The 21,993-nt window shown below is 58.6% G+C and carries 24 protein-coding genes and 1 tRNA gene; 15 read left to right on the top strand and 10 right to left on the bottom strand.

Annotated elements, in window-relative coordinates:
• Window positions 1-3 precede the first annotated feature (3 nt).
• Genes HNQ65_RS16735 through HNQ65_RS16725 form a run of 3 tightly spaced genes read right to left on the bottom strand, consistent with a single transcriptional unit; the run spans window position 4 to window position 2,715 of the window.
• Complete coding sequence (locus HNQ65_RS16735; protein ID WP_184340992.1) at window positions 4-954, bottom strand: SAM-dependent methyltransferase; 951 nt, start codon at window positions 952-954, stop codon at window positions 4-6.
• A 22-nt stretch (window positions 955-976) separates the two neighbouring features.
• Window positions 977-2,263: a valine--pyruvate transaminase gene (locus HNQ65_RS16730; protein WP_246438350.1), complete on the bottom strand. Its 1,287-nt coding sequence runs from the start codon at window positions 2,261-2,263 to the stop codon at window positions 977-979.
• The gene (locus HNQ65_RS16725) at window positions 2,263-2,715 is read right to left on the bottom strand and encodes a DUF2452 domain-containing protein (RefSeq protein WP_184340990.1); all 453 of its coding nucleotides are present in this window, start codon (window positions 2,713-2,715) and stop codon (window positions 2,263-2,265) included. The genes HNQ65_RS16730 and HNQ65_RS16725 overlap by 1 nt, the downstream gene beginning before the upstream one ends.
• Window positions 2,716-2,788: 73 nt before the next feature.
• Between HNQ65_RS16725 and HNQ65_RS16720 the strand changes: the two genes are divergently transcribed.
• Complete coding sequence (locus HNQ65_RS16720; protein ID WP_184340989.1) at window positions 2,789-3,376, top strand: hypothetical protein; 588 nt, start codon at window positions 2,789-2,791, stop codon at window positions 3,374-3,376.
• 398 nt (window positions 3,377-3,774) lie between these two features.
• Here HNQ65_RS16720 and ppdK read toward each other — a convergent pair whose 3' ends face one another.
• Window positions 3,775-6,729: a pyruvate, phosphate dikinase gene (gene ppdK / locus HNQ65_RS16715; RefSeq protein WP_184340987.1), complete on the bottom strand. Its 2,955-nt coding sequence runs from the start codon at window positions 6,727-6,729 to the stop codon at window positions 3,775-3,777.
• 324 nt (window positions 6,730-7,053) lie between these two features.
• Here ppdK and HNQ65_RS16710 point away from each other — a divergent pair, with 324 nt between their 5' ends.
• Complete coding sequence (locus tag HNQ65_RS16710) at window positions 7,054-7,713, top strand: type II secretion system protein (protein WP_184340985.1); 660 nt, start codon at window positions 7,054-7,056, stop codon at window positions 7,711-7,713.
• A 272-nt stretch (window positions 7,714-7,985) separates the two neighbouring features.
• Here HNQ65_RS16710 and HNQ65_RS16705 read toward each other — a convergent pair whose 3' ends face one another.
• Window positions 7,986-8,486 carry an NADH-quinone oxidoreductase subunit NuoE family protein gene (locus tag HNQ65_RS16705; RefSeq protein ID WP_184340983.1) on the bottom strand — a complete coding sequence of 167 codons (501 nt, stop codon included), beginning with the start codon at window positions 8,484-8,486 and terminating at the stop codon, window positions 7,986-7,988.
• 42 nt (window positions 8,487-8,528) lie between these two features.
• Window positions 8,529-9,788, bottom strand: coding sequence for an NADH dehydrogenase (quinone) subunit D (gene nuoD, locus HNQ65_RS16700; RefSeq protein ID WP_184340981.1), 1,260 nt, complete (start codon window positions 9,786-9,788; stop codon window positions 8,529-8,531).
• Between the two features lie 257 nt (window positions 9,789-10,045).
• Between nuoD and HNQ65_RS16695 the strand changes: the two genes are divergently transcribed.
• Window positions 10,046-10,705 carry a hypothetical protein gene (locus HNQ65_RS16695; protein ID WP_221306195.1) on the top strand — a complete coding sequence of 220 codons (660 nt, stop codon included), beginning with the start codon at window positions 10,046-10,048 and terminating at the stop codon, window positions 10,703-10,705.
• On the opposite strand, the gene HNQ65_RS16690 is transcribed toward HNQ65_RS16695, so the two are convergent.
• A complete protein-coding gene (locus HNQ65_RS16690; RefSeq protein WP_184340977.1) occupies window positions 10,706-11,008 on the bottom strand; it encodes a hypothetical protein in 303 nt (100 codons plus the stop codon).
• 33 nt (window positions 11,009-11,041) lie between these two features.
• On the opposite strand from HNQ65_RS16690, the gene HNQ65_RS16685 reads away from it, so the two are divergent.
• The 11 genes from HNQ65_RS16685 to HNQ65_RS16635 all read left to right on the top strand — a co-directional run bounded on the left by HNQ65_RS16685 (window position 11,042) and on the right by HNQ65_RS16635 (window position 18,782).
• Window positions 11,042-11,980, top strand: coding sequence for a CPBP family glutamic-type intramembrane protease (locus HNQ65_RS16685; protein ID WP_184340975.1), 939 nt, complete (start codon window positions 11,042-11,044; stop codon window positions 11,978-11,980).
• Between the two features lie 52 nt (window positions 11,981-12,032).
• Window positions 12,033-12,114: transfer RNA gene (locus HNQ65_RS16680), tRNA-Leu, on the top strand.
• Window positions 12,115-12,352: 238 nt separating this feature from the next.
• Window positions 12,353-12,565: a hypothetical protein gene (locus HNQ65_RS16675; protein ID WP_184340973.1), complete on the top strand. Its 213-nt coding sequence runs from the start codon at window positions 12,353-12,355 to the stop codon at window positions 12,563-12,565.
• 135 nt (window positions 12,566-12,700) lie between these two features.
• Entirely contained in the window at window positions 12,701-13,228 is a 528-nt protein-coding gene (locus HNQ65_RS16670; protein WP_184340971.1) for a hypothetical protein, read from the top strand.
• Complete coding sequence (locus HNQ65_RS16665) at window positions 13,225-14,037, top strand: RecB family exonuclease (protein ID WP_184340969.1); 813 nt, start codon at window positions 13,225-13,227, stop codon at window positions 14,035-14,037. Before HNQ65_RS16670 ends, HNQ65_RS16665 begins: the two co-directional genes overlap by 4 nt.
• A 315-nt stretch (window positions 14,038-14,352) precedes the next feature.
• Entirely contained in the window at window positions 14,353-14,862 is a 510-nt protein-coding gene (locus HNQ65_RS16660) for a hypothetical protein (protein WP_184340968.1), read from the top strand.
• An 88-nt stretch (window positions 14,863-14,950) separates the two neighbouring features.
• Entirely contained in the window at window positions 14,951-16,012 is a 1,062-nt protein-coding gene (locus HNQ65_RS16655; RefSeq protein ID WP_184340966.1) for an RNA ligase family protein, read from the top strand.
• A 75-nt stretch (window positions 16,013-16,087) separates the two neighbouring features.
• Window positions 16,088-16,285, top strand: coding sequence for a hypothetical protein (locus HNQ65_RS16650; RefSeq protein ID WP_184340964.1), 198 nt, complete (start codon window positions 16,088-16,090; stop codon window positions 16,283-16,285).
• Window positions 16,282-17,715 (top strand): DNA polymerase III subunit beta, encoded by a 1,434-nt coding sequence (locus HNQ65_RS16645; RefSeq protein ID WP_184340962.1) that lies wholly within the window; start codon window positions 16,282-16,284, stop codon window positions 17,713-17,715. The genes HNQ65_RS16650 and HNQ65_RS16645 overlap by 4 nt, the downstream gene beginning before the upstream one ends.
• A gap of 66 nt (window positions 17,716-17,781) precedes the next feature.
• Window positions 17,782-17,976, top strand: a complete 195-nt coding sequence (locus tag HNQ65_RS16640) for a hypothetical protein (protein WP_184340960.1) — start codon at window positions 17,782-17,784, stop codon at window positions 17,974-17,976.
• A 29-nt stretch (window positions 17,977-18,005) separates the two neighbouring features.
• Window positions 18,006-18,782, top strand: a complete 777-nt coding sequence (locus HNQ65_RS16635) for a DUF932 domain-containing protein (protein ID WP_184340958.1) — start codon at window positions 18,006-18,008, stop codon at window positions 18,780-18,782.
• 120 nt (window positions 18,783-18,902) lie between these two features.
• On the opposite strand, the gene HNQ65_RS16630 is transcribed toward HNQ65_RS16635, so the two are convergent.
• The 3 genes from HNQ65_RS16630 to HNQ65_RS16620 form a co-directional block, all read right to left on the bottom strand.
• Complete coding sequence (locus tag HNQ65_RS16630; protein ID WP_184340956.1) at window positions 18,903-19,112, bottom strand: WCX domain-containing protein; 210 nt, start codon at window positions 19,110-19,112, stop codon at window positions 18,903-18,905.
• A gap of 202 nt (window positions 19,113-19,314) precedes the next feature.
• Entirely contained in the window at window positions 19,315-19,872 is a 558-nt protein-coding gene (locus HNQ65_RS16625) for an RrF2 family transcriptional regulator (protein WP_184340953.1), read from the bottom strand.
• Between the two features lie 289 nt (window positions 19,873-20,161).
• On the bottom strand, window positions 20,162-21,166 hold the full coding sequence (locus HNQ65_RS16620; RefSeq protein WP_184340951.1) for a cysteine synthase A: 1,005 nt from the start codon (window positions 21,164-21,166) through the stop codon (window positions 20,162-20,164).
• A gap of 370 nt (window positions 21,167-21,536) precedes the next feature.
• Between HNQ65_RS16620 and HNQ65_RS16615 the strand changes: the two genes are divergently transcribed.
• Window positions 21,537-21,992, top strand: coding sequence for a hypothetical protein (locus tag HNQ65_RS16615; protein WP_184340949.1), 456 nt, complete (start codon window positions 21,537-21,539; stop codon window positions 21,990-21,992).
• The last annotated feature ends 1 nt before the right edge of the window (window position 21,993 follow it).

The following is a 21,993-nucleotide window of genomic DNA, read 5'->3' as shown; positions in this document are numbered from 1 at the left end:
GTTTTACGATGCGCCATCCTGCCTGCGATGCACGAAGCATTTGAAGGCAGTTCCGGCACCGTCTGGGTTGGTGAGCCAGGCTGGCGCGGAGTGTGAATGCAGGAACTGGGCCAGAGTCTGCTGCGAGAATTCAACCACGCCCAGTGCCTGCAACCAGGCGGAGTAATCGGTGAAATTGATGTCTGCAGTGATGTCCTGCCTGCCTGGATTGGCATAAATGTCAGCACCGATAAGCCGCTGATGTAGCAGATAGGCGCGCAGCGTGCCTTGTGGGCGGCGATGGTAGAGCTGAGGGAAGAAATCGCCGTAATCAATGGTCAGCATGGCACCGCTTTTCCAGTGTGGGGTCCATTGCTGAAGCCAGTCGCGTACGCTGACATGCAGCTCGCAACGCTGACCCTCGGCAAAGGCGGTGTGTTGCAGTACACTGAAATGCGCCGCATCCAGTTCATGCGGGTGCAGCGCCTCCGGCACCCAGACCTCCAGCCACCGCTGCTCGGCAACGCTCCACTGCACGAGCGTGACGGGAAAGGCATCCAGCAGTTCATTGTGATAGATGAAGGCATGGCCCTGCGCAGCGGCGAGTGCAGACTCCAGCGAGGGATGCCACACCACACGGCCCGCGAGCTTCCTCTCCTGCTCCTTCCGCAGCACGGGAGAAGTCTCAACGATGTGGAAAGTGAAGCGTCGGCGCGTCCACCAGCCCAGCGCTCTGCGCACCGTGTGCATCAGCGAGCCTTCTCCAGCACCGACTTCAATGACATGCCGCACTTGCGGCTGCAAGCATGACTCTGACTTCAGCCATGCCGCCACCGCATTCCCTAAGCTAGGCGAAAGCGTGGCCGAGGTGGAGAAATCTCCGCGTGCCCCGACTGTTTTGATGTGGCGAGTGTAGTAGCCCCGTTCAGGATCGAACAAGGCGCGCGCCATGAAAGCGGAAAAGGGTTCGGCCATGCGATCTGCGATGCGAGTTGAGTCAGCGGAGTGCTGCAGACTCGGAGGTCCGCGCTCCGAAGCAGCGGATGATTTCATCAGCAATGATTTCCAGCCCCTCCTGCACGATGTGCTGCGGCTGCGAATAGGTCAGGCGCAAGCACTCATGCGGATGCCGCCATTCCTGTTCCAGACCAAAGGCGAAGTAATGCCCTGGAATGACCAGCACTTTGCGCCCCTTGAGCCTGTGATACAGCTCGGAGGCAGGAATCGGCAGTCCATTGACCCACAACCAGAGGAAGAAGGCTCCCTCCTGCGCATGCAACGCCCACGGCACTCGCTCGCCTAGTGCAGATGAGAGCACGCCTTTGGCAAAGTCTGAACGCTCTCGGTAGAAGGGGCGGATCACCTCAGGGCCCAGTTTGATGAGCCTGTCGTCTTTCAACAGAGGCATCAGCAGTGCCTGGCCAAGATTGCCATTCGCCAGCGAGACGATGGCATTCATGTTGGAGAGCGCTTTCACGATGGAGGGATCAGCCACGATCATGGCCGTGCGCACGCCTGGCAGGCCCACCTTGCTCATGCTGATGCTGAAGATCATGCCCGGCTGCCACCGCGGCTGGAAGCCGTTGTGGATCACGCCGGGGAAAGGATGCCCATAGGCATTGTCGATGATGAGCGGGATGCCATGCGCATCTGCCAGCGCATGCAGGCTCTCGAATTCATTCTGCGTGAGCACGTTCCCCGTCGGGTTGGTCGGGCAGGAGACACACATGGCCGCGATGTCCGGCGTCATGCGCAGACGGTCAAAATCCACGTGGTATTTGATCTCATGTGGCGCGGTTTCACTGATGCGCGGCAGGCAGGCCGTGAACTGACCTTCCGCGAGCGCCTGATTGGCATAACCGATGTACTCCGGCAGCAGCGGGAAAAGAATGCGTTTTCTGGCAGCACCCGTCTGTCCGGCGAGGAGATTGAAGAGCAGAAAGCACGCGCTCTGGGAGCTGGGCATGACCGCGATGTTTTCATGCGTCACGCCCCAGCCGCACTCGCGATTCAGAAAGGCGGCGAAGGCCTCGCGGAAGAGCGGGTTGCCACCGGGCGGGTCGTAATTCAGCAGCGTGCGATCGATGCTGCCGTCATCCAGCATGGCATGCATGCGCTCGCGCCAGAGCTGCTGCACGGCGGGAATGGCCGCAGGCTGCCCGCCGCCAAGCATGCGCATGTCCGGGTGCGTGGTGAGCGCAGCTCCGCAGTCATCCATGAGTTCCTGGATACCACTGGGGCCGGCCAGCCGCAGGCCGATGTCTGAAAAGGTTGGTTGCATCATCAGGCGACCGAGGTCTGCACCCAGTCGCGTATGCTGAAATCTGGCGCGGATTTCTCAATCTGCCAGCGGCCGTCTGCGTTCAATCTGAAACTCCCAATCCAGTGCTGATACCACTGGTCGGGCGAGATCATGCTGAGCTGACGCTTGCCCTCCACTTCATACAGGTGATAGACCTCCCCGCAGACAGGCTCAAACCCGAAGTGGCTCTCGTAGATGAGCTTGTTCCAGTTAAAGGCGTCGATCACCTCCATGTACCGCTCCTGTATCTCCAGCATCTCCTGCTGCAGTTCACGCTCCACGCGGGAGACGCCCCGGCTTTTGAAGTTAGTGAGATCCTGAGGGATGATCTTGGCGGCCAGACGGGAAACGGGGTACGGCAGGTAGTTGCCGCGCGGGCCGGTGGTTTGCAGGGCTTCGTCGATGGGGTCCAAAACAGGAGCGTTTTCTGTCATAAGGTGCCTTTTTGCGCCCGGGATGCAATGGTGCTTTGATTTGAAAAGCCCCGGCCTGGACGTAGTATGAGATATGAAAAACGTTTCGCACCTGCTGCTGGCTGCACTCCTTTCCAGCCTGCTGGCCTCCTGCGCCAGCAGAACCATGGACAGTGTCCCCTCGCTGGCGGAGCTCAATGCGTACGAGCAGGTGATGCGCGCCAAGTACCAAGGCTTGTACAACGACCTGGAAAAGAGGCGTGCCAGTGGAGTCATTAGCAAAACCCAGTATGACGAAGACAAGCATCGCCTGGATGCCAAAGTCGCGGCAGCCGTGAACGACGCCGCCTGGAACAAGCACTTCCTGGCTGAATCTGAACGCAAATCAGACGGCGTTCCGACACCGGACCAGCCCGTGGTGCTCGCCGCTGGTCAGGTTGGGGGCATGATGAGCGGATCAGTGGGGTCCGGCGGCATGGGCTCTTTCTACCGCCCTTCCTATATGAACTACGGTGCTGTCGCCGGCATGGGCGGCACCGCTGGCATGAGCGGCAGCATGCGCAGTGCCAACGATCAAATCGGCAAAGGCCAGAGCATCCGCAACGACGCCATCTCCGCAGGTGGCAGTTATCTCTCCACACCTCCTCCAGGCTCTGTGTACGACAACGAACCCCAGCGATAAGATTGGCATCAGCCATCCTGATGCTGAAATGAAGCGCGGGTGAGGCGGCATGATCTCGCGACGGATCATGTGATGACCAAGAACCCCGCCGACTGCAGACGCCTCCTCGACCAGGGGAAAGCTATACCGCTTCTGCTGCTCAGAAGCACTGAGCCTGCCGCACAAGCGATGAGGAGGAGCGGTCAGAACAGCGTTTGAGACCGTGCGCCTTTAAATCAACTACACACGGAAACAGAGCCCCCAACCAGGCATCGCGCTGCCGCCGGGCCTTGCGACAAACACACCATTGATCGCACGGCCTGGACTAAAAAAGAGAAAGCCCTGTGAGGAGTGATCCCCACAGGGCTTTTGATGACGGATTGCTCCGCCACATTGACCTCAGTCAAGAGGCCAACGCATTACTTCTTGGCGGCCTTCTTGGCAGCTTTCTTGACGGCTTTCTTGGCGGCCTTCTTAGCGGGGGCCTTCACAGCCTTCTTGGCGGCTTTCTTTGCAGCTTTCTTAGCCATAGTGTTTGTCCTCTGTTTGTTGTTGGTTGCTTTGTTGTTTTGTTTTGCCACGGATGCGCTTTTGGCGCCTCCCTGGACATTTTTTCCTGCGGCGGCCGAAGCGGCGCGCTTTTCTTCGATCGCAGCCTGCGCGGCGGCAAGGCGGGCGACGGGCACACGGAAAGGACTGCAACTCACATAAGTGAGGCCTACGCGATGGCAGAATTTGACGCTATCTGGATCACCGCCGTGTTCACCGCAGATGCCCAGCTTGATGTCGGGCTTGGTCTTGCGGCCTTTTTCGATGGCGATCTTGATAAGCTGGCCCACACCGGTCTGATCCAGCGTGGCAAAGGGGTTCTTCTTGAAGATTTCGTTTTCGGTGTAGGGCATCAGGAAGCTGCCCATGTCGTCACGGCTGATGCCGAGAGCGGTCTGCGTCAGGTCGTTGGTGCCGAAGCTGAAGAACTGCGCCGTTTCGGCGATTTCGTCAGCGGTGAGTGCTCCACGCGGCACCTCAATCATGGTGCCGACAAGATAGTCGAGCTTCACTTTTTTCTCAGCCATCACTTCTTTCGCTACCTTATGCACGATTTCCACCTGCAGGTCGAGTTCTTTCTTGAACCCGACGAGCGGAATCATGACTTCGGGCTTCACCTTGATCTTCTTCTTGGCCACATCAGCAGCAGCTTCAAAGATGGCGCGAGCCTGCATCTCGGTGATCTCGGGATAGGCGATGCCAAGACGGCAGCCGCGATGTCCGAGCATCGGGTTGAACTCATGCAGAGCAGCAACACGTGCGGAAACTTTCTCAACGGACACACCCATCTTCTTGGCGAGCTCGGCCTGGGCCTTCTCGTCATGCGGCACGAATTCGTGGAGGGGCGGGTCGAGAAGACGGATGGTGGCAGGCAGACCCTTGAGGGACTCAAAGATGCCTGTGAAATCTTCACGCTGGTAAGGCAGCAGCTTGGCCAGCGCCTTCTTGCGGTCAGCCACGTTGTCAGCCAGGATCATTTCACGCACGGCGTCGATGCGGTCACCTTCAAAGAACATATGCTCTGTGCGGGTGAGGCCGATGCCCTGGGCGCCAAAGGAGATGGCGTTCTGGGTCTGCTCGGGATTGTCGGCATTGGTGCGGACCTGCAGGCGGGTGGCCTTGCCGCACCAGTTCATGAGCTGCTGGAAGCTCTTGAACTTCTCAGTGGCCTGCGCGGCTTTGTCTCCGTGCAGCATGCCTGTGATGATCTCGGAAGGAGCGGTCTTCAGCTCGCCGGCGTAAACCGTGCCGCTGGTGCCGTCGATGGAGAGGTAGTCGCCTTCGTTGAAGGTCTGGCCTGCAACGGTGACGGTCTTCTTGTCATAGTCGATTTCCAGTGCAGCGGCGCCGCAAATGCAAACCTTGCCCATCTGACGGGCAACGAGAGCTGCGTGGGAGGAAACACCACCACGGGCGGTCAGGATGCCTTCAGCAGCGATCATTCCACGAAGATCTTCGGGGCTGGTTTCGTTGCGGACGAGCAGCACTTTTTCACCCTTCTGCTCAGCGACGACGGCGCGGTCAGCATTGAGGTAGATCTTGCCGGAGGCGGCGCCTGGGCCGGCGGGAAGGCCGGTGGCCACAGCCTTGGCCTTCTTGACGTCAGCAGCGTCAAAGATCGGAGCAAGGAGCTGGTCGAGCTGGTCAGCAGGGTTGCGCAGCACGGCGGTTTCCCAGTCGATGAGCTTTTCCTTCACCATGTCCATGGAGAACTTCAGAGCAGCGGCGGCGGTGCGCTTGCCGTTACGGGTCTGCAGCATGAACAGCTTGCCTTCCTGGATGGTGAACTCAACGTCCTGCACATCCTTGAAATGCTTCTCAAGCTTCTGGCGGACCTCAAGCAGTTCAGCGTAGGATTTAGGCATTTCCTTCTTGAGCTGGATCACCGGCTCAGGAGTGCGCACGCCGGCGACAACGTCCTCGCCCTGGGCATTGATGAGGAACTCACCGTAGAATTCGTTCGCGCCGTTGGCAGGATTGCGGGTGAAGGCCACGCCGGAGCCGGAGGTCGGCCCAGTGTTGCCGAACACCATCGCCTGCACGTTCACGGCAGTGCCCCACTCAGCGGGGATGTTGTACTTGCGGCGATACACGATCGCGCGGTCGTTCATCCAGGAGCCAAACACAGCGCCAGCTGCGCCGCGAAGCTGATCCCACGGATCGCTCGGGAAGCTCTTGCCGGTGCGCTCTTTAACGAGCTGCTTGAAGCGCTTCACCAGCTCCTGCTGGTCGGCGGCGGTCAGGTCGCTGTCCAGAATGTCCTTGTGATAAGTTTCGTGCTTGTAGCCTTCGATCACAACTTCGAAGGGCTCATGGTCTTCGCCTTCGCGCTTCTGCACGCCGAGCACCACGTCGCCATACATCTGGATGAAGCGGCGGTAGCAATCCCAGGCAAAGCGCTCGTTGTTCGTGGCTGCCACGAGGGAGAGCACGGTGTCGTCGTTGAGACCGAGGTTGAGAATCGTGTCCATCATGCCGGGCATGGAATCACGGGCGCCAGAGCGCACGGCCACGAGAAGCGGGAAGCCTTTGGCGTCGCCGAACTTGTAACCCATGATCTTTTCCATGCTCTTGATCGCAGCTTCCATCTGGGACTGCAGAGCGGCAGGATAGGTCTTCTTGTTCTGATAGTAATAGGTGCAGACCTCAGTGCTGATCGTGAACCCGGGAGGAACGGGCAGACCGATGCGGCTCATCTCTGCCAGGTTGGCGCCTTTGCCGCCCAGCAATGCTTTCATGGAGCCGTCGCCGTCTGCCTTGCCTGCTCCGAATGAATACACGTACTTAGTTTTATCTGCGCTGCCCTTGGATGCTGTCTTTGCCATATTGTTTTTTCAGATCGTCTTGTGCGATCCGTGGTTGTTTTGTGGGTTCTGTGGGGATTGAAGCGCGGATTTAAATCGCTGAAGTATATGATGCAAGCATTAGTTGACAATCAAAACCCATGGTGCAGGCGCCGCTCAGCAGCCTTCCGGCATCATAAATGCCATCGCTGCAGAAGGCAAAGTTGGCCCCTCGCAGCATGACAAGTATTGACGTGGAAAAGCAAAACCGGTTAAATGTTCAAAAGGAATGATGCCTCGTCTTCAAACAGCAGGCGCTCCGCACGCTACCACTCAATGCATACCCACACCCCCCAACCGAAGAACATGAAAATCAAACCTCGTTCCAGCCTCTTGGTTCGATCAGGCTTCACGCTTATCGAACTTCTGGTCGTGATCACCATCGTGGCTGTCCTGGCCAGCCTCGTGATGTCTCAGGCCACCAAGATGATTGCCGACGGCCGAAAGCTCCAGGTCCAAACCGTGCTCAAGGATCTGCGCGTGGCTATCACCAGCTATCAGGTGGAGTACAACCGCTGGCCTGTAAGCGCCAGCCTCATGAGCTCAGCATCTGGCGGGCAGGACATTCAGCCCGTGATGACTGATGAAAACAGCGGCATCGTCTCCGCACTGACCACTCTCAACACGAATCAAGGCAGTTCCAGCGGTGGCACCACCAACCTGAATCCAAAGGACATTAAGTTCATCGACCTGCCCATCGCCAGAAACGGCAAGTTTGGTCTGGTTAATCCGCAGCCCCCGTACAAGCTCGTGGACCTCTGGGGCACCACCTACTTTGTACTGCTCGACACCAACGGAGACAAACAAGTGGCCAACCCTGACCTGAAAAACTCAGATCCCAAGATCTCCGCCAACACCATCAGCCCTCCGCCGAAGATGCTTCCTCTGGAAGTGGCCATCTACAGCGCAGGCCTGGACCTGCAGCAAAACACCCAGGACGACGTGGTCTCCTGGAGAAGCAAATAATCCCACTCTTGCAGGTTTAGTCTGACCCCATGCGCAGCGGTTCACAGCCGCTGCGCTTTTTTATTTCCACCTCAGCTCTCCTGACACGAATCAGCGGGGAGACAGAGATTCACAGCTTGCTTAGGCCAGCTCTCAAAAGATTCTCTTTTGAACTGGCAGCGCAGCGACCGCAGTGGCAAGTCGGAAGCGCCGCCCACTGTGTGAAAATAACCCCACGCAGCCAATGTGACGCTCCACCACCTGGACAATGCGAAAGGTTTTTGAGGACCAAACTAGGCTCTCTGGACCAGCAGTTCGCCCACCTTGGCGGGATCGACCTTCTCATAAAAGTCGTCCTCGATCATGCACACAGGGCCAAATCCGCAGCTCGCCAGACACTCGGCAAATTCAATGCTGAATTTGCCATCTGGGCTGACTGCAATCGGGTGATGATGATCCGTGTGCGAGCGGTCAATATTGGCCGCTTTGCAGAAGGCATCCATCAACTCGTAGCTGCCCGCCATGGCGCACGAGAGCGTGCGACAAACACGAATGTGATACTTGCCGGGAGCGCTCTGGCGGAAGCCTGGGTAGAAGGTCACCACTTCAAGCACTTGAATTGGTTCCAGCCCGAGCTTGGCGGCCACCCAGTTCACCGACTCCTCGCTAATGTAGCGAAAGTGCTCCTGCATCAGATGCAGCAGGGGCAGCACCGCGCTGCGTTTGGAGACAGGATAGTGCGAGATCGCCTCATCCATGCGTTTTTCCAATTCGGCTGGAACTTCAAGGGCCATGCGTGGGTGTCTCTCGGGATGAAAAAGGTTGGGTGGGAAAAATCAGCGGTCGCACTCGCCCATCACGAAATCCAGACTGCCGAGCACGGCAGGAATGTCGCTGAGCATGCTGCCGACGAGCAGCTTGGGCACGATGCTGAGATTGAGGAAGGAGGGGCTGCGGATCTTCAGACGGTGCGGCACGCCGCCACCGGTGCTGTTGATGTAAAAGCCGAGTTCGCCCTTGGGATTTTCTGCGGCAAAATAAACTTCACCTGCAGGAGCATCAATGCCCTGGGTGGCGATGATGAAGTGGTGGATGAGCTCCTCCATCTTCATGAGCACCTTTTCCTTCTTTGGCAGCAGGCCCTTGGCATCGGCCACATTGATCGGGCCGCCAGGCAGGCTGGCCAGCACCTGCTTCAGGATGCGCACGCTCTGGCGCATTTCTTCCATGCGCACGAGATAGCGGTCATAGCAGTCACCCTTGGTGCCGATGGGAATGTCAAATTCGTACTTCTGGTAGTCCAGATAGGGCTGCGCCTTGCGCAGGTCGTGCTCCACACCCGAGGCGCGCAGGTTCGGGCCCGTGAGGCCGTAGCCGATCGCATCTGCACGGGAGATCACACCGATATCCTGTGTACGATCAATGAAGATGCGGTTGCGGGAGAGCAGCTTGTCGATCTCATCGATCACTGGCTCCAGTTCGGAGAGGAAGGTCTTCACCGCTTCCACAAAGCCGTTCGGCAGATCGCGGATCTGGCCGCCCACGCGTGTGTAGCTCGTGGTAAAGCGAGCGCCGGTGAGCTGCTCGCACAGATTGTAGATTTTTTCGCGCTCCGTGAAGGTGTAGAGGAAGACCGTCATGGCACCCACGTCCATGGCAAACACCCCGACTCCCAGCATGTGGGCCGAGATGCGCGCCAGCTCGCAGCAGATCACACGGATGGCGCGGCCACGCTCAGGCACTTCCCAGCCCATGAGCTTTTCCACCGCCAGTGCATAGGCCACGTTGTTGGCCAGAGGTGCAAGGTAGTCGAGACGATCCGTGTAAGGCACGAACTGGTTGTAGTGCATGTTCTCGGCGATCTTTTCGTCGCCGCGATGCAAAAATCCCACATCCGGATCTGCCTTGGTGATGATCTCGCCATCTAGCTCCAGCACCAGTCTCAGCACCCCGTGGGTGGCAGGATGGCTCGGGCCCATGTTGAGCACCAGTTTCTCGCCAACGATGTCCGTTGTGGTTTCTTCCACAGCTTCGAGCTGCCGGGCCGCTTTGGCGGCGGTATCCGGGGCCTCGTATTCTCGGGTGACAGTGGGCATGGAAAGAGGGGGTCTGGTAGCAGGCGTGAGAGGTATCTATCTACGCTGCCCAAGGAGCGGCAAGGCGATTTTGTGAAAAATTTCACAAGCTCCCCGGAAACCTGCCCAAAAATCCACCTCCCAGAGCGTTGGCGCATGCTCAAAGTTGCCCTCCGGCCGCTTTGGCCGAAGGTGTCGCGTCCATGCGCCGGAGCCCCCCCCTTCCTCATAGCCTCCTTCTCCCGCTTCTTGTCTGGGCTTGGCTGGCTGCTGCCGTAGTGTCGTCAGCTCAGACACCGCCGGCGGACGGCATCCTGGATGAAACACGCGCCCTGTCTGCTGAAACCCGCAACCAGCTGGCCGAAGAGCTCCGGCAGTTCCGTCAGGACCTTAAATATGAAGGCTGGGTCCGCACCTGCAGCTTTCTGCCCGCCGGCGTCACCATTCGCAGGCAGGCGCAAATGACCCGGCGCTCATGGAGCGGCATCCAGCCCGCCGTGCTCATGCTCTACGACCGCTCCAGCAGCAGCAGCGCAGTCTCCTTCGCCCCAGTCCTGTGGGAGCGCTACCCTGCCACCGACCTTGTGGAGATCATGCAGGAAACCCGCCGCATCTTCGCAGACACAAAGCTCACCCTCGACGAACGCTTGGCGGTGGCCACACGCACATGGATCGACCGCGTGCGCACCATGGAGAGCATGCGGCTGAAGCAGTCACTCTGGCTGCAGCGTCAGGAGAGGCAGTTTGGGCTGGTGGTGCCCGCCTTGCTCGCAGGCGGGGCCGTGATCGCTGCATTGCTGGGCTTCGTCTCACGTCGGCGCAGCGCCGCGTCAGACCGTCGCTTTCTGCTTCCAGTGGTTCACGTTGGCACACGCTTCGGGGCGGCCTTCGGCGGCGGCGTCACCGCAGACGTCAAGACCAGCGCCGGAGCACACTGATCAGTCCTCTTCCTCTCTGCTTTGCTGCACACCCTCCTCGGCCTTGATGCCCATGGCCTCCAGCTTCTTGTCCAGCTGCTCCACATACTTCCACGGCAGCTTTTTGCGCTGATACTTGCGGAAAAGCAGGTCTCTCAGTTCCAGCCAGCGCTCGTTGGTGGGGTTTTCCAGCGGCATCCAGTGCTCTCCGTCCGGATGGGCGTAGCGAAACTCCCAGTCACGCGAGTTCCAGTACGCGCGGATGTACTGCTTGCGACCGTCTTCCAGACGCTCGTGCCATTCATGGATTTGGTTTTTGGTCATTGAGAGAGTGCAGGATGCGCTAGTATCGCGACCATGCAAGCCGCCAGCCCCGGCAGTTCCCCTGCCCTGCCCAAAGTACTTCTCTACGTCATCACTGTCATGGTCGGTGGCGCGCTGCTTTCCGTGCCGCTCTTTCATTTTGGCAGGGCAGCCCAGGCCTGGCTCTCAGCCTCCTCCATATACGATCTCGGCATCGTCAAATGGCTGCTCTCGGAGATCCAGCGCGCGCAGTTCACCCGCTATTTTAACCGCGCCGTGCTCGTCTGCGCCCTCGCCTTCATCTGGCCCTTCATGCGCTGGGTCCGCCTGGAGCGCTCCCTCCTGCCCGCCTGGCGGCCTTTCAGCACCGGCATCAGGCAGTGGGCGCTTTGCTTTTTGCTCGCAGCCGGGCCGCTGCTCATGCTAGGATTCATCTTCCTCAAAAGCGGCGCCTATCAGCTCCGTCTTGATCCACGCTGGTGGCGGCTCGGAGAGCCCATCACCGGCGCTCTCGGCGCAGGCATCGTGGAGGAGTTCTTCTTCCGCGGCCTTCTGCTGGGCCTGCTGCTGCGCACCATGAAGGAGACCAGGGCCGTCCTCTCCCTCACCTTTGTCTTTGCGCTCGTCCACTTCCTCAAGCCGCCGGAGGGCTGGCAGATCAGCGATGCAGACGTCACCTGGAGCAGCGGTTTCCTCGTCCTGCGCCAGATTGCTGCCGGGTTTGGAGATGTTCAGTTTCTGCTGGCTGAATTCGCCACCCTCTTCGCCGTCGGCTGGGTCATTGCACGCGTGCGCATGCAGACTGGCGCGCTCTGGGCCGGCATGGGCCTCCATGGCGGCTGGGTATTTGGCCTGAAATACTTCAGCTCCCTCACCAGCTATGCCGGAGGCTGGCTGCCCTGGATCGGTGCCAATCTCAAGGTGGGCCTCATGCCCCTCTGCACCGTCCTGCTCACCGGCTTGGTCGCATCTCATCTGCTGCGCACGCGATAATTCATTTGCAGCCTCATTCTCCTCACGGAATCATAGCCGCGAGCAACTCCATGCCGGAGTGGCGGAATTGGTAGACGCGCCAGACTTAGGATCTGGTTTGGAAACAAGTGCAGGTTCGAGTCCTGTCTCCGGCACTTACGAAGGAGAATTGACCATTTTCGAGCTTCGGGAAAAACTGCGGAAAAATGTACCTTGGCCACTTCTTGGCCACTTTTGCGGAGCAACATCCCGGTCCCTTTTTCTGGCAGGCCCCCCTTGCCGAAACCTCCGCCTCCCGGACTACACTCAGAGCGAACTGCAATTTGCCCATCTATCGCGTTATAGAAATTTGAGAGGTCGGGCTTTACCCCTGACCCTTTTCATCCACCCACCATGCCTCGGCGAACCCATTATTCGCCCTGCATCGACCGGGTCATCGTCTGCGCGTTGTATCATGAAGGCCGGCGGCTCCGCCTGCCCATGACGCGACTGGTCAACGACCTGCTCACCTCATCCCTGCAACACACGCAGGGATGGAGCATCGCTGCCACGCAGATGAGCGTCCCGGCTCAGGGCCGCATTCAGGAGGCTGGCACCATACGCTAGCCGCTCTACGTCGTCACAGCACCCACTTCACCCACCCGGTTCTCTCGCAAGAGGGGCCGGGTGTTTTGTTGTCGGGGCCATGTGGCGGCTTCTTCCCCCCAAGCACACCCACCCCAAATCAGGAGACACACCACCATGGCCATCAAACTCAGCGCCAACTACAGTAAAAAACTCGGCCTGCCCCAATACAGTAGCCACAGCTTCAGCGCCTCCGTTGAAGTCGAACTCAACGACATCAGCCAAGTCGAAGCCGAGGTGCAGAAGCTCTATCAGCTCCTGCAGCAGTCTGTCGATCAGGAAATCCAACAACCTGGCTTTGTCCCGACTGCCAACACCAACGGCAACAGCCGTCCAGCGCCCCAGCAAAAAGGACGTGCCCAGCCGGTCAACGGCAGTGGTCGCCCGTCTGCGTCATCTAGCGCCGACCGCTGGAACTGCACCGACGGTCAGCGCGGGTTCATCCTGCGCATCGTCAACGAAAACCCCGGCATCACCAAACAGGTGGCGGAGGATCTGTCCCAGCAGCTCTTCGGCATCGGCGTCAAGCAGCTCAACAAGATGCAGGCCTCCCAGCTGATTGAGGACCTGCTCGTCATGGCGGGGAAGCCCGCTCCACGCCAGACCCGCTGGCAGCAACAACCCACCAACGCCCAAGCCGCATGAACACGACAGCTGCCTCACCACCAGAGCGCAGCGAGCAGGACGTCATCACCGCATTGCAGGAAACGGTGTCAGCTTCCCGGCTGTCACTGTTCCTGCAATGCCGGCTGAAGTTCTACTTCCGTTACGTGCTCAAGCTCAAGAAGCCCAAGACAGCCTCGCTCCATCTCGGTAACGCGGTTCACGCCGTGTTGAAGGCCTGGAACAAGGCACGCTGGGTGCAGCAGCCGCTCTCGCTCAAGGTGGTCCACGAGACCTACCTGGCAGCCTGGGCGGACGACACCGAAGGATCTGTCGATTGGGAACCCGGGGAGGAGGAGGCCGATAAAACCACCGGCTGGCGCCTGCTCGACACCTACCTGCGTGAAAGTCATATGCCTGCCGCCATTAAACCCGACGCCGTGGAAGTCCCGGTAGAGGCCGATTTGCAGCAGCATGGGCTGCCCCGCCTGATCGGCATCCTTGATCTGGTGCAGCACCGCCAGATTATCGACTACAAGACCAGCGCCACCACTCCCAACGCTGACAAGGTCGCCCACACCACGGAAATCCAAACCTGCAGCTACGCCATCCTGTACCGCCACAACACAGGCGCGCAGGAAACAGGCATGCAACTGCATCACCTGGTCAAACTCAAGAACCCCAAGGTGGTCATCACCACGCTGCCTCCCATGAGCCCTGGCCAGGAAACCCGGCTGTTCAGGCAAATGGAGGCCTACCTCGAAGGATTGCAGCGCCGCGACTTCATCCCTTCGCCTGGGATGCACTGCTCAAGCTGCGAATTCTATAACGAATGCCGCCGCTGGCATTGAACCCTGCTGCAGGTCGGCACTCACCACGAGCGCTGGCCTGCAGATCATCCCCCACACCCACTATGAAACATCTCATCCTCATCACCAGCCTGCTGATGCTGTTCGCACCGAATACGCACGCAGGCTGGTTCTTCGACGATCCCCCGCCTGATCTCGGACCGGAATACCGGGCCAAAATTGTCAGCCTGGAAGATCGCCTCTCGGAACAGCACGCCGTCACCACCCGCTGGGAGATCGCCACCGGCACTCTCGCCGTGGGCTGCGTGCTGTTGTTTGTCATTGGAACCGCCCTTGGGGCCAAAACACGCCAACATTATGATGGAACAACCCGACTGGGACGAACAGTCCCACCCACCGCTGCCACGGCAGCTCCCAACGGTGCCCGCCACCACATGGGCGAAGCAGGCCCGCCAGATCGTCATTCGACGTTGGCAGCCTGAACCGCTCAGCGAACCCGTCATCGACGAAGAACTGCCGAACCTCAGCGCCATTGAGCGCTCGGCAGAGGTCGTCTGCTTCACCTGCCGCCGGGCTGAATACTGGCTCTCACCGCAGGGAACCCTGCGGGAGTGGCTGAAGTTCAACCTGCGCCTGGCCATCGGCATCGCGGTGCCCGCCTTGCTGGTGGCACCACTGGTCACTCTGGCCTTGGAACGATTCAATCTCTGGATCGACCTCATCAGCAAATCGACGTCCAACTTCGTCCTGGTGCCGCTCTCGGTGCTGCTGGTCGTGGGACTCATTGCCGGATTGGTTTCCATTGCGAAATCCATTTTGTCGATGCGCCTGCGCCATCAACAGCGCCGGGATCCCTACAACTACTGAAGCGGCCTCCACGACCCAAACCCACCCAAGAGCCGGAGGATCGCAGGATCATCCGGCTCTTTTCATTTCAAGAAAGGAAATTCACCCCATGGAAAGCATCACTTTGTATTTCCGCGAAGGCCCTTCCGACAAAGTGTACCAAGCCAGCATCGCTCCCAAGGATGATGGTTATCACGTGCACTTCGCCTATGGCCGTCGCGGTGCCACCCTCAACACCGGCAGCAAAACGCAAACGCCTGTCGCCTACTCGATTGCCAAGGACATCTACGACAAATTGATCCGGGAGAAAATGGCGAAGGGCTACAAGCCCGGAGCTGAAGGTGTTGTCACCCCACCCCCGGAATCCCCCAACAAGCACACCAGCATTCATTGCCAGCTCCTCAATCCCCTGCATGAGCAGCAGCTCGACCAGATGCTGCTCAATCCGGACTACTGGATGCAGGAGAAACTCGACGGACGCCGGCTGCTGATCAAAAAGGACGGCGACCAGATCACCGGCATCAACCGCCTGGGATTCCCCACAGCTATCCCAGAAACCATCGCCCACGATGCCGCCCAATACCCCCGCGACTTCCTCCTCGATGGCGAAGCAGTGGGAGACACCTTCCATGCCTTCGACCTGCTCACCATCGGCTCCGAGGACATGCGTCCTTTGGGCTTCGCGGTGCGCTATTTGCGGATGCGCGACATGCTCAATGCCTTTGATCATCCGCACATCCGCTTGGTCGAGGTCATCTTCCCGTGTGAAACGGCTGACCGCCTCCAAGAGTTCAAGCGGGAAGGAAAGGAAGGCGTGGTGTTCAAACACAAGGACGCACCGTACAGTCCCGGTCGTCCCAACAGCGGCGGCAGCCAGCTCAAATACAAGTTCCACGAAACCGCCTCGTTCATCGTCACCAAGGTGAACGGCAAGCGCAGCGTCTCGTTGATCTTGTTTGACGGCGAGAAAGTGCGCCAGGCTGGCAACGTCACCATTCCACCCAACCACGATGTCCCTGAACCGGGCACCGTGGTGGAGTGCCGCTACTTGTACGCATTCAAGGAATCCGGCAGCATCTACCAGCCGGTTTACTTGGGAGCACGTCCAGACATTCGCGCCGCCGAATGCACCACCTCCCAGCTCAAATACAAAGCTGAGACGGATACCTGACACCACAACGCCGCGCAAACCCAGGCATCTTTACCGGTGCCTGGGCTTTTGCGCACAACCCCAAAGCTCACACTCATGAAGCACATTGTTTATTTCATCCGGCTGGCAGCCTGCGTGTTGCTCGTCCTCGCAGGCACCGCCTGCCCCCATTCCTCTTCGCAACCAGCGATCAAGGAACTGCGGCAGGACATCATCATCGTCGTTCCTCAAACCAAGACCACGCCGGAAATACCGCAAAAATTCGGCGAACAACCTCAAACACCACGCCCATGAACCCCATCTCACTGCCCGTTGCGGAATTGAAGCCCGCCCTTTTGGGGCTCGGCAAAGTGATCAATTCACGATCCACGCTGCCCGTTCTGCAATACGTTAAAGTCGAGCGTACGTCCGAAGGTTGGGTCGCTCTCACGAGCACCGATCTCGACCGCTTCGTCACCGTTCGTCTCGAACAACCCTCCACTGGACCTGCCATGACGGTGTTCATTCCTCATGAGCAGCTCGTTCAGCTCACCAAGAACTGTGACCGCAATGAAAGTCTGCTCATTGACACCACACCGACAGGCCCCGTCATCAAATTTGCCCTGGCTGACAACCTCGGCGAATCCAAGGTGAAACTCATTCCACTGGCGGAATTCCCGGTGACACCGCGCCTTCCTGGCGAGGCTATCCCGCTGCCGCCCGAGCTGCGCCGTTCCATCCACGAAGCAATGGATTGCGCCAGCATCGACGAAACACGCTACGTTCTCAACGGCACGTTCATCGACGCAAGCAACCCTAAGGCCAACTACATCGTGGGCACCGATGGCAGGCATCTCTACAGCGCGAACTCCTTTGCGCTGCCGTTGAAGCACTCCGTCCTCATTCCCAACAACAAGTTCCTCGGTTGGAAGGAGTTCAACAACGACGGGGAATGGCAGCTCAAGGCGGACGGCACAACCGTTCAGATCAGCAGCCGGCGCTGGCGGTTCATCTCCAAGCAGATCGACGGAAAATATCCCGACTGGCGCGTGACGGTCCCAAATCCTAGCGATGCCAAAACTCACATCACTCTCGACCCGGCCAAACTGGACGCGCTCATCAAGCTCATCCAGCGCATGCCATGTCACGACCCCAACAAATACCAGACCATCGGCCTGGAGTGCCAACAGGGGCAGTTCCTGCTTCTCGGCAGAGACACCTCTGACACTCCATGGACACGGGTTCCGGTTCCCGATGCCAAGTTCGAAGGCCAGGAGGTTTCCATCTTCCTGTGCCGTCGCTATCTCATCAAGGCACTCGAATACGGCCTCAACACCATCAGCCTCAATGAGGAAATTCACCCTCTGCGTTTTCACCACGAAGGCAGGCAGATGATCGTCATGCCCTTGCGCATAGACGGCACTTCCTCAAGGCAAACACCCAAGCCGCAACCCGCACCGGTGACCCCGCCGCCATCCCGGCCTGTTCCATCGCCTGCACCACCACCCACACCCATGATCACCACTCCCACCTCCGAAGGCTCTGCAACCGGCGAGCCCAAAACCGCCACGGAAGAAGTCATCGACCTGACCTTGCTCCTCCGGGACAAGCTCAACGAAGGCTTCAACCTGCTGCGCGAGCTCTCCCTCAAGTTGAAGGCCATCAATCGTGACCAGAAGACAAGCGCGCGGGAGCTGAATTCCGTCCGCTCCACCCTGCGCTCACTGCAAGGTCTGAAGCTGTAATCCACAACCCACACACCCCATGGAGCCAGACGCGCTTTCACCGGCGCGCTTGGCTCTTTTCGTTTCATGAAACGCATTTCGTCCATCGTTTTCGACAGGCAGGAGCGTCCCAAGCGAGCCACCATCATCACCCCACTCGGCACCATCAAGGTCGAGTGGCAGGAAGTGGCCGGAAATCGCTACTGGAGCAGCTCCGGCGAACTGCCTGCCAGACAGCTCGCCGTGCCCGTCATCCAAAGAATCGAGCGTCTCTTTTCCTGACGCCCTCAATCTCAAACCCATTCATCACCATGATCGCAAACCTTGAACCACAATCCCTCATCACCGCACCTAGGCATCCGAATCTCATCCTTCACTGCGGTGCACACAGCGTAAATCTTGAAGAAGTCGGCAAAGTCCGAACACCGCGCTCCTCCACGAGCTGGTGTCCCATTCCCCATCATCAGCTCATCACCACCGTGCAGAGAGCCCTGGCCACCACCAATCTACGCATCGGCGCTCAGGCTCATTCGCTGTCCCACGAGGGGCAACGATACTTCGGGCTCATGGAAGTCCACGCCCAAAAAGCCAGCGACGACTATTGCTGGGTGCTAGGACTGCGAAACAGTCACGACAAGACTTTCCCCGCCGGCATCGTCGCCGGTGCAGCGGTCCTGGTTTGTGATAATTTGTCGTTCAGCGGCGAAATCAAATTCGGACGCAAACACACCCGGTTCATCAACCGCGACCTCCCACAACTGGTGTCCCGTTCCATCGGACAGCTGCTTGCCAAATGGCACGACCAAGATAAACGAATCGCCGCCTACAAAGAGGCGGAGATCAGCGACACCCAGGCCCATGACCTCGTCATCCGCGCCACGGATGTCGGCGTCTGCAGCAATCGCCTCATCCCGCCCGTGCTTCATGAATGGCGCGAGCCACGGCATGCAGCCTTCGAAAGCCGAAACGTCTGGAGCCTGTTCAATGCCTTTACGGAGGCCCTGAAAGAAGGCAGCCTGGCGGAGCTGCCCAAGCGTACTGAGGCGCTTCACGGCCTACTCGACACTCATGTCGGGCTGGCCGCTTGAAGAAGAAAATGGAAAGAGGTTCGGCAGCCCCGAACCTCTTTCTTTTAGCTATCACTGCTAAACTGGCTTGCGTTGATCTATTTGACTCGCAGCAGCAGCTGAAATGGAGCTGGCAGGTCTTTACCCACAGGCTCCCACCATCGCCTTCAGCTCTTTCTGCACACGCGTTTTGAGTTCCGCTGGTCCCAGCACCTGTGCCTTGCTGCCCCAGCTGAGCACCCAGCGCGTGATCTCCTCCAGGCCGGAGAGTTCAGCGCGAAACTCGATTTCACTCCCATCATCATCCATGGGGGAGATTTGCTGGCTGGGATGCCACTGGCGCTCGGCCACCCGCGCACGTCAGTGCGCGGCTCCGTTGAAGCCCAACGATCTGCCAGTAAGGCGCTCTTTCTTTCCTCACACGAAGGAGTGCGTTTTCATTAAGTTATCGTCATGAATAACTTCGTTACACATCAACTTTTTACATGAGATGATCATGGGAAGACGCCACTTAAATTTGCGATTTTAGGTAATTAAACATGTGCGTCCACTTTCAAGAAGTTTGGAGAAGAGAGGGCATCACCTTCGAGCGCGACAAAGCGGCTAAAAATCCATCCTCCGGATTGGCGTGCCGTAGCTTGCCAGCTTTATTTGAGACATCTCGGCCAGAATCATTCAGCATTGTCAGCATCACCATGTCGATGACTTGTGACATCGAACATCCATCAAGGATTGAAATCGTTGCAGCATGGCTCTTCATCATCAGCATGCGCACGCCGCACTGCTCCCGGTTTGGGCAATTGCATTCCTGGGTGGTAGTCTTGCGGGTGCAGTAGGTGGGAGCAAAATCTCCATCGATTTTTCTGATGACATCTCCGGGGGTGAATGCATCAGCAGATGTGCTCAGACGCGCACCACAGTCTTTGCCACGCAGCCTTTCGATCATCCCGGCTTTGCGCAGATCGCCAAGAATGCCCTCCAGAAATTTAAGGGGAAGTTTTTCCCTGCGTGCCAGCTTCATGACGGACACTACCGGCCTTCCCTGGCGGCCTTCGAGTCCCAGTCGAATCAGTGCCCGCAAGGCATACTCGGCCCGCTTTGTAATATACATGCGAAAAGCGGCTCGTAGTTACGCAGGAATGGCTGAAGCGCCCTTGAGCCGCCCGCCGCTGATTTTAGATCCACGGATGGGATCCGGTCTGAGTGAGCCAGGCTCCTGTGAAGTCCGGGCGAGGACTGAATTTGTCGGCAGTTGAGACGTGAAGTTCATTTTTGAGCATGCTGCAATTTTTCGCAGAACGCTGATCACGTAATCTCACGTTACTTATATCCTTTTTAAAAGGTATACATTCAAAGCGGCTGTTGTCCAGCGGAGTCTGAACTGTCGGAGAGCCGACAGTTCAGCCCACGGCTTTTTCCAGCGTGAAGTCGGGATCGAGATCGTTGGCCTGCAGCCAGTCGCGGTTGTAGAGTTTAGACTGGTACTTGTGGCCGGAGTCGCAGAGGATGGTGACGATGGTCTTTCCCGGGCCCTGCTCCTGAGCGTGGCGCACTGCGGCACCAATGTTGATGCCGCTGCTGAGACCAAGGAAGAGTCCTTCATCACGCAGAAGGTGATAGATGATACTGAGCGCGGTCTGGTCGTCGATGCGATAGGCCTTGTCTACATTGAGGCCCTCGATGTTGCTGGTGACGCGCATCTGACCGATTCCCTCGGCGATGGAGTCGCCGTCGTCGATGTCGGTGTGGCCATGGGTGAACCATGACCACATGGCGGCTCCGTAGGGGTCTGCACACACCGTGTGGATGGCGGGGTTCTGCTCCTTGAGATAGATCGAAGTGCCCGCGAGGGTGCCTCCGGTGCCCACGGCCGAGACGAAGGCGCTGACTTCTCCACGCGTCTGGCGCCAGATCTCGGGGCCTGTGGTTTGGTAGTGCACGAGGCGGTTGGCAGTGTTGTCAAACTGGTTGGCCCAGAACCAGCCGTTTTCCTCTGCGAGACGACGTGCGATGTGGTTGTAGTTGCCAGTGTCGCTGTAGGGCTTGGCAGGCACGCAATGCACCTCTGCACCAAGCGTGCGCAGGAGGGTAATCTTTTCGGGAGACTGAGTTTCAGGGATGATGATGACAGAGCGGTAGCCCCTGGCCTGGCCAATGAGGGTGAGTCCGATGCCGGTGTTGCCAGCCGTGCCTTCGACGATGGTGCCGCCGGGTTTAAGCAACCCCTGCTTTTCCGCTTCAGTAATGATGCCCAGCGCGGTGCGGTCTTTGACAGAGCCGCCGGGGTTCATGAACTCGGCCTTGCCCAAAATTTCACAGCCAGTCAGCTCAGACAGGCGTTTCAGGCGGATGAGTGGCGTGCCGCCCACGTGGTGGTCGATGCCGTGATAGGTTTTGATGCTCATGGAAAGAGAGAGGCGGGAGAAACAGGGCCTCCGGTGATCCGGTCAGCAGTCAAAGGTCATTTGCGAAAAGGCTGCCGCACATCACTCAGCAGGTGTGCTGTCATCATGCGCATGCGGCAGGCTAGAGGCTTTGAGCGGCGAGTCAAAGCCTAGTTCATGAGCACGATGTGGAGACGACCGGCAGGATGGTCATCTGCGATGAAAAGAGGAGTTTTTTGCTTGCCGGTTTTAAATCATACATAATATATAGGATATAAATCACACCCGACCCGCTGCCCGCCGGAGGAAACCCTGACTTCTTCAACCCGGCGGCTGCTGATCCCACCAAGAGTGAACAGCGGCGTGCCTGCAAAGGCCAACTTTTGATTTTATGGACAAAGAACACACAAGCACACTGCGCGAATGGTTTCTGGAGCAACTGCTGCATGAGCAGCTCCAATCCAGCACGCCCCTGAGTGGCGAAATGGACGGACTCAAGAACAGCCTGCGAAAGCTGGCTGCGGACTATGCGGTTCTGGTGCAGATTTCCCGGCAGCAGACCTCTCGCCTGGCGGGCAGACCGCTGGTGCTGCTGATCTCTCCGCGAAGACCTGCCAACACCGCCTTTCTGCTACGGCTTTCCGGGGTGCTGGCATCTGCGGAAGACTCAGACGAGGGGCTGCACTTCAAGCCGCTGACGGTGGAGATGCGAAGCGGCGGCGACTCTGTGCTCAAGAAAGACGGCACTCCTGACGAAGAGAATACGCAGGTGCTGGTGGACCACCTGCGCCGCGTGCTGGAAGCACTGAGCCCGGCCCGCGCGGAGTCGCTGGCATTGAGCGCCTGAA

It is taken from the genome of Prosthecobacter vanneervenii, assembly GCF_014203095.1.
Taxonomy (GTDB): domain Bacteria; phylum Verrucomicrobiota; class Verrucomicrobiia; order Verrucomicrobiales; family Verrucomicrobiaceae; genus Prosthecobacter; species Prosthecobacter vanneervenii.
The sequence above is the reverse complement of the archived record's forward strand: the minus strand, read 5'-3'. Positions and strand labels throughout refer to the sequence as shown.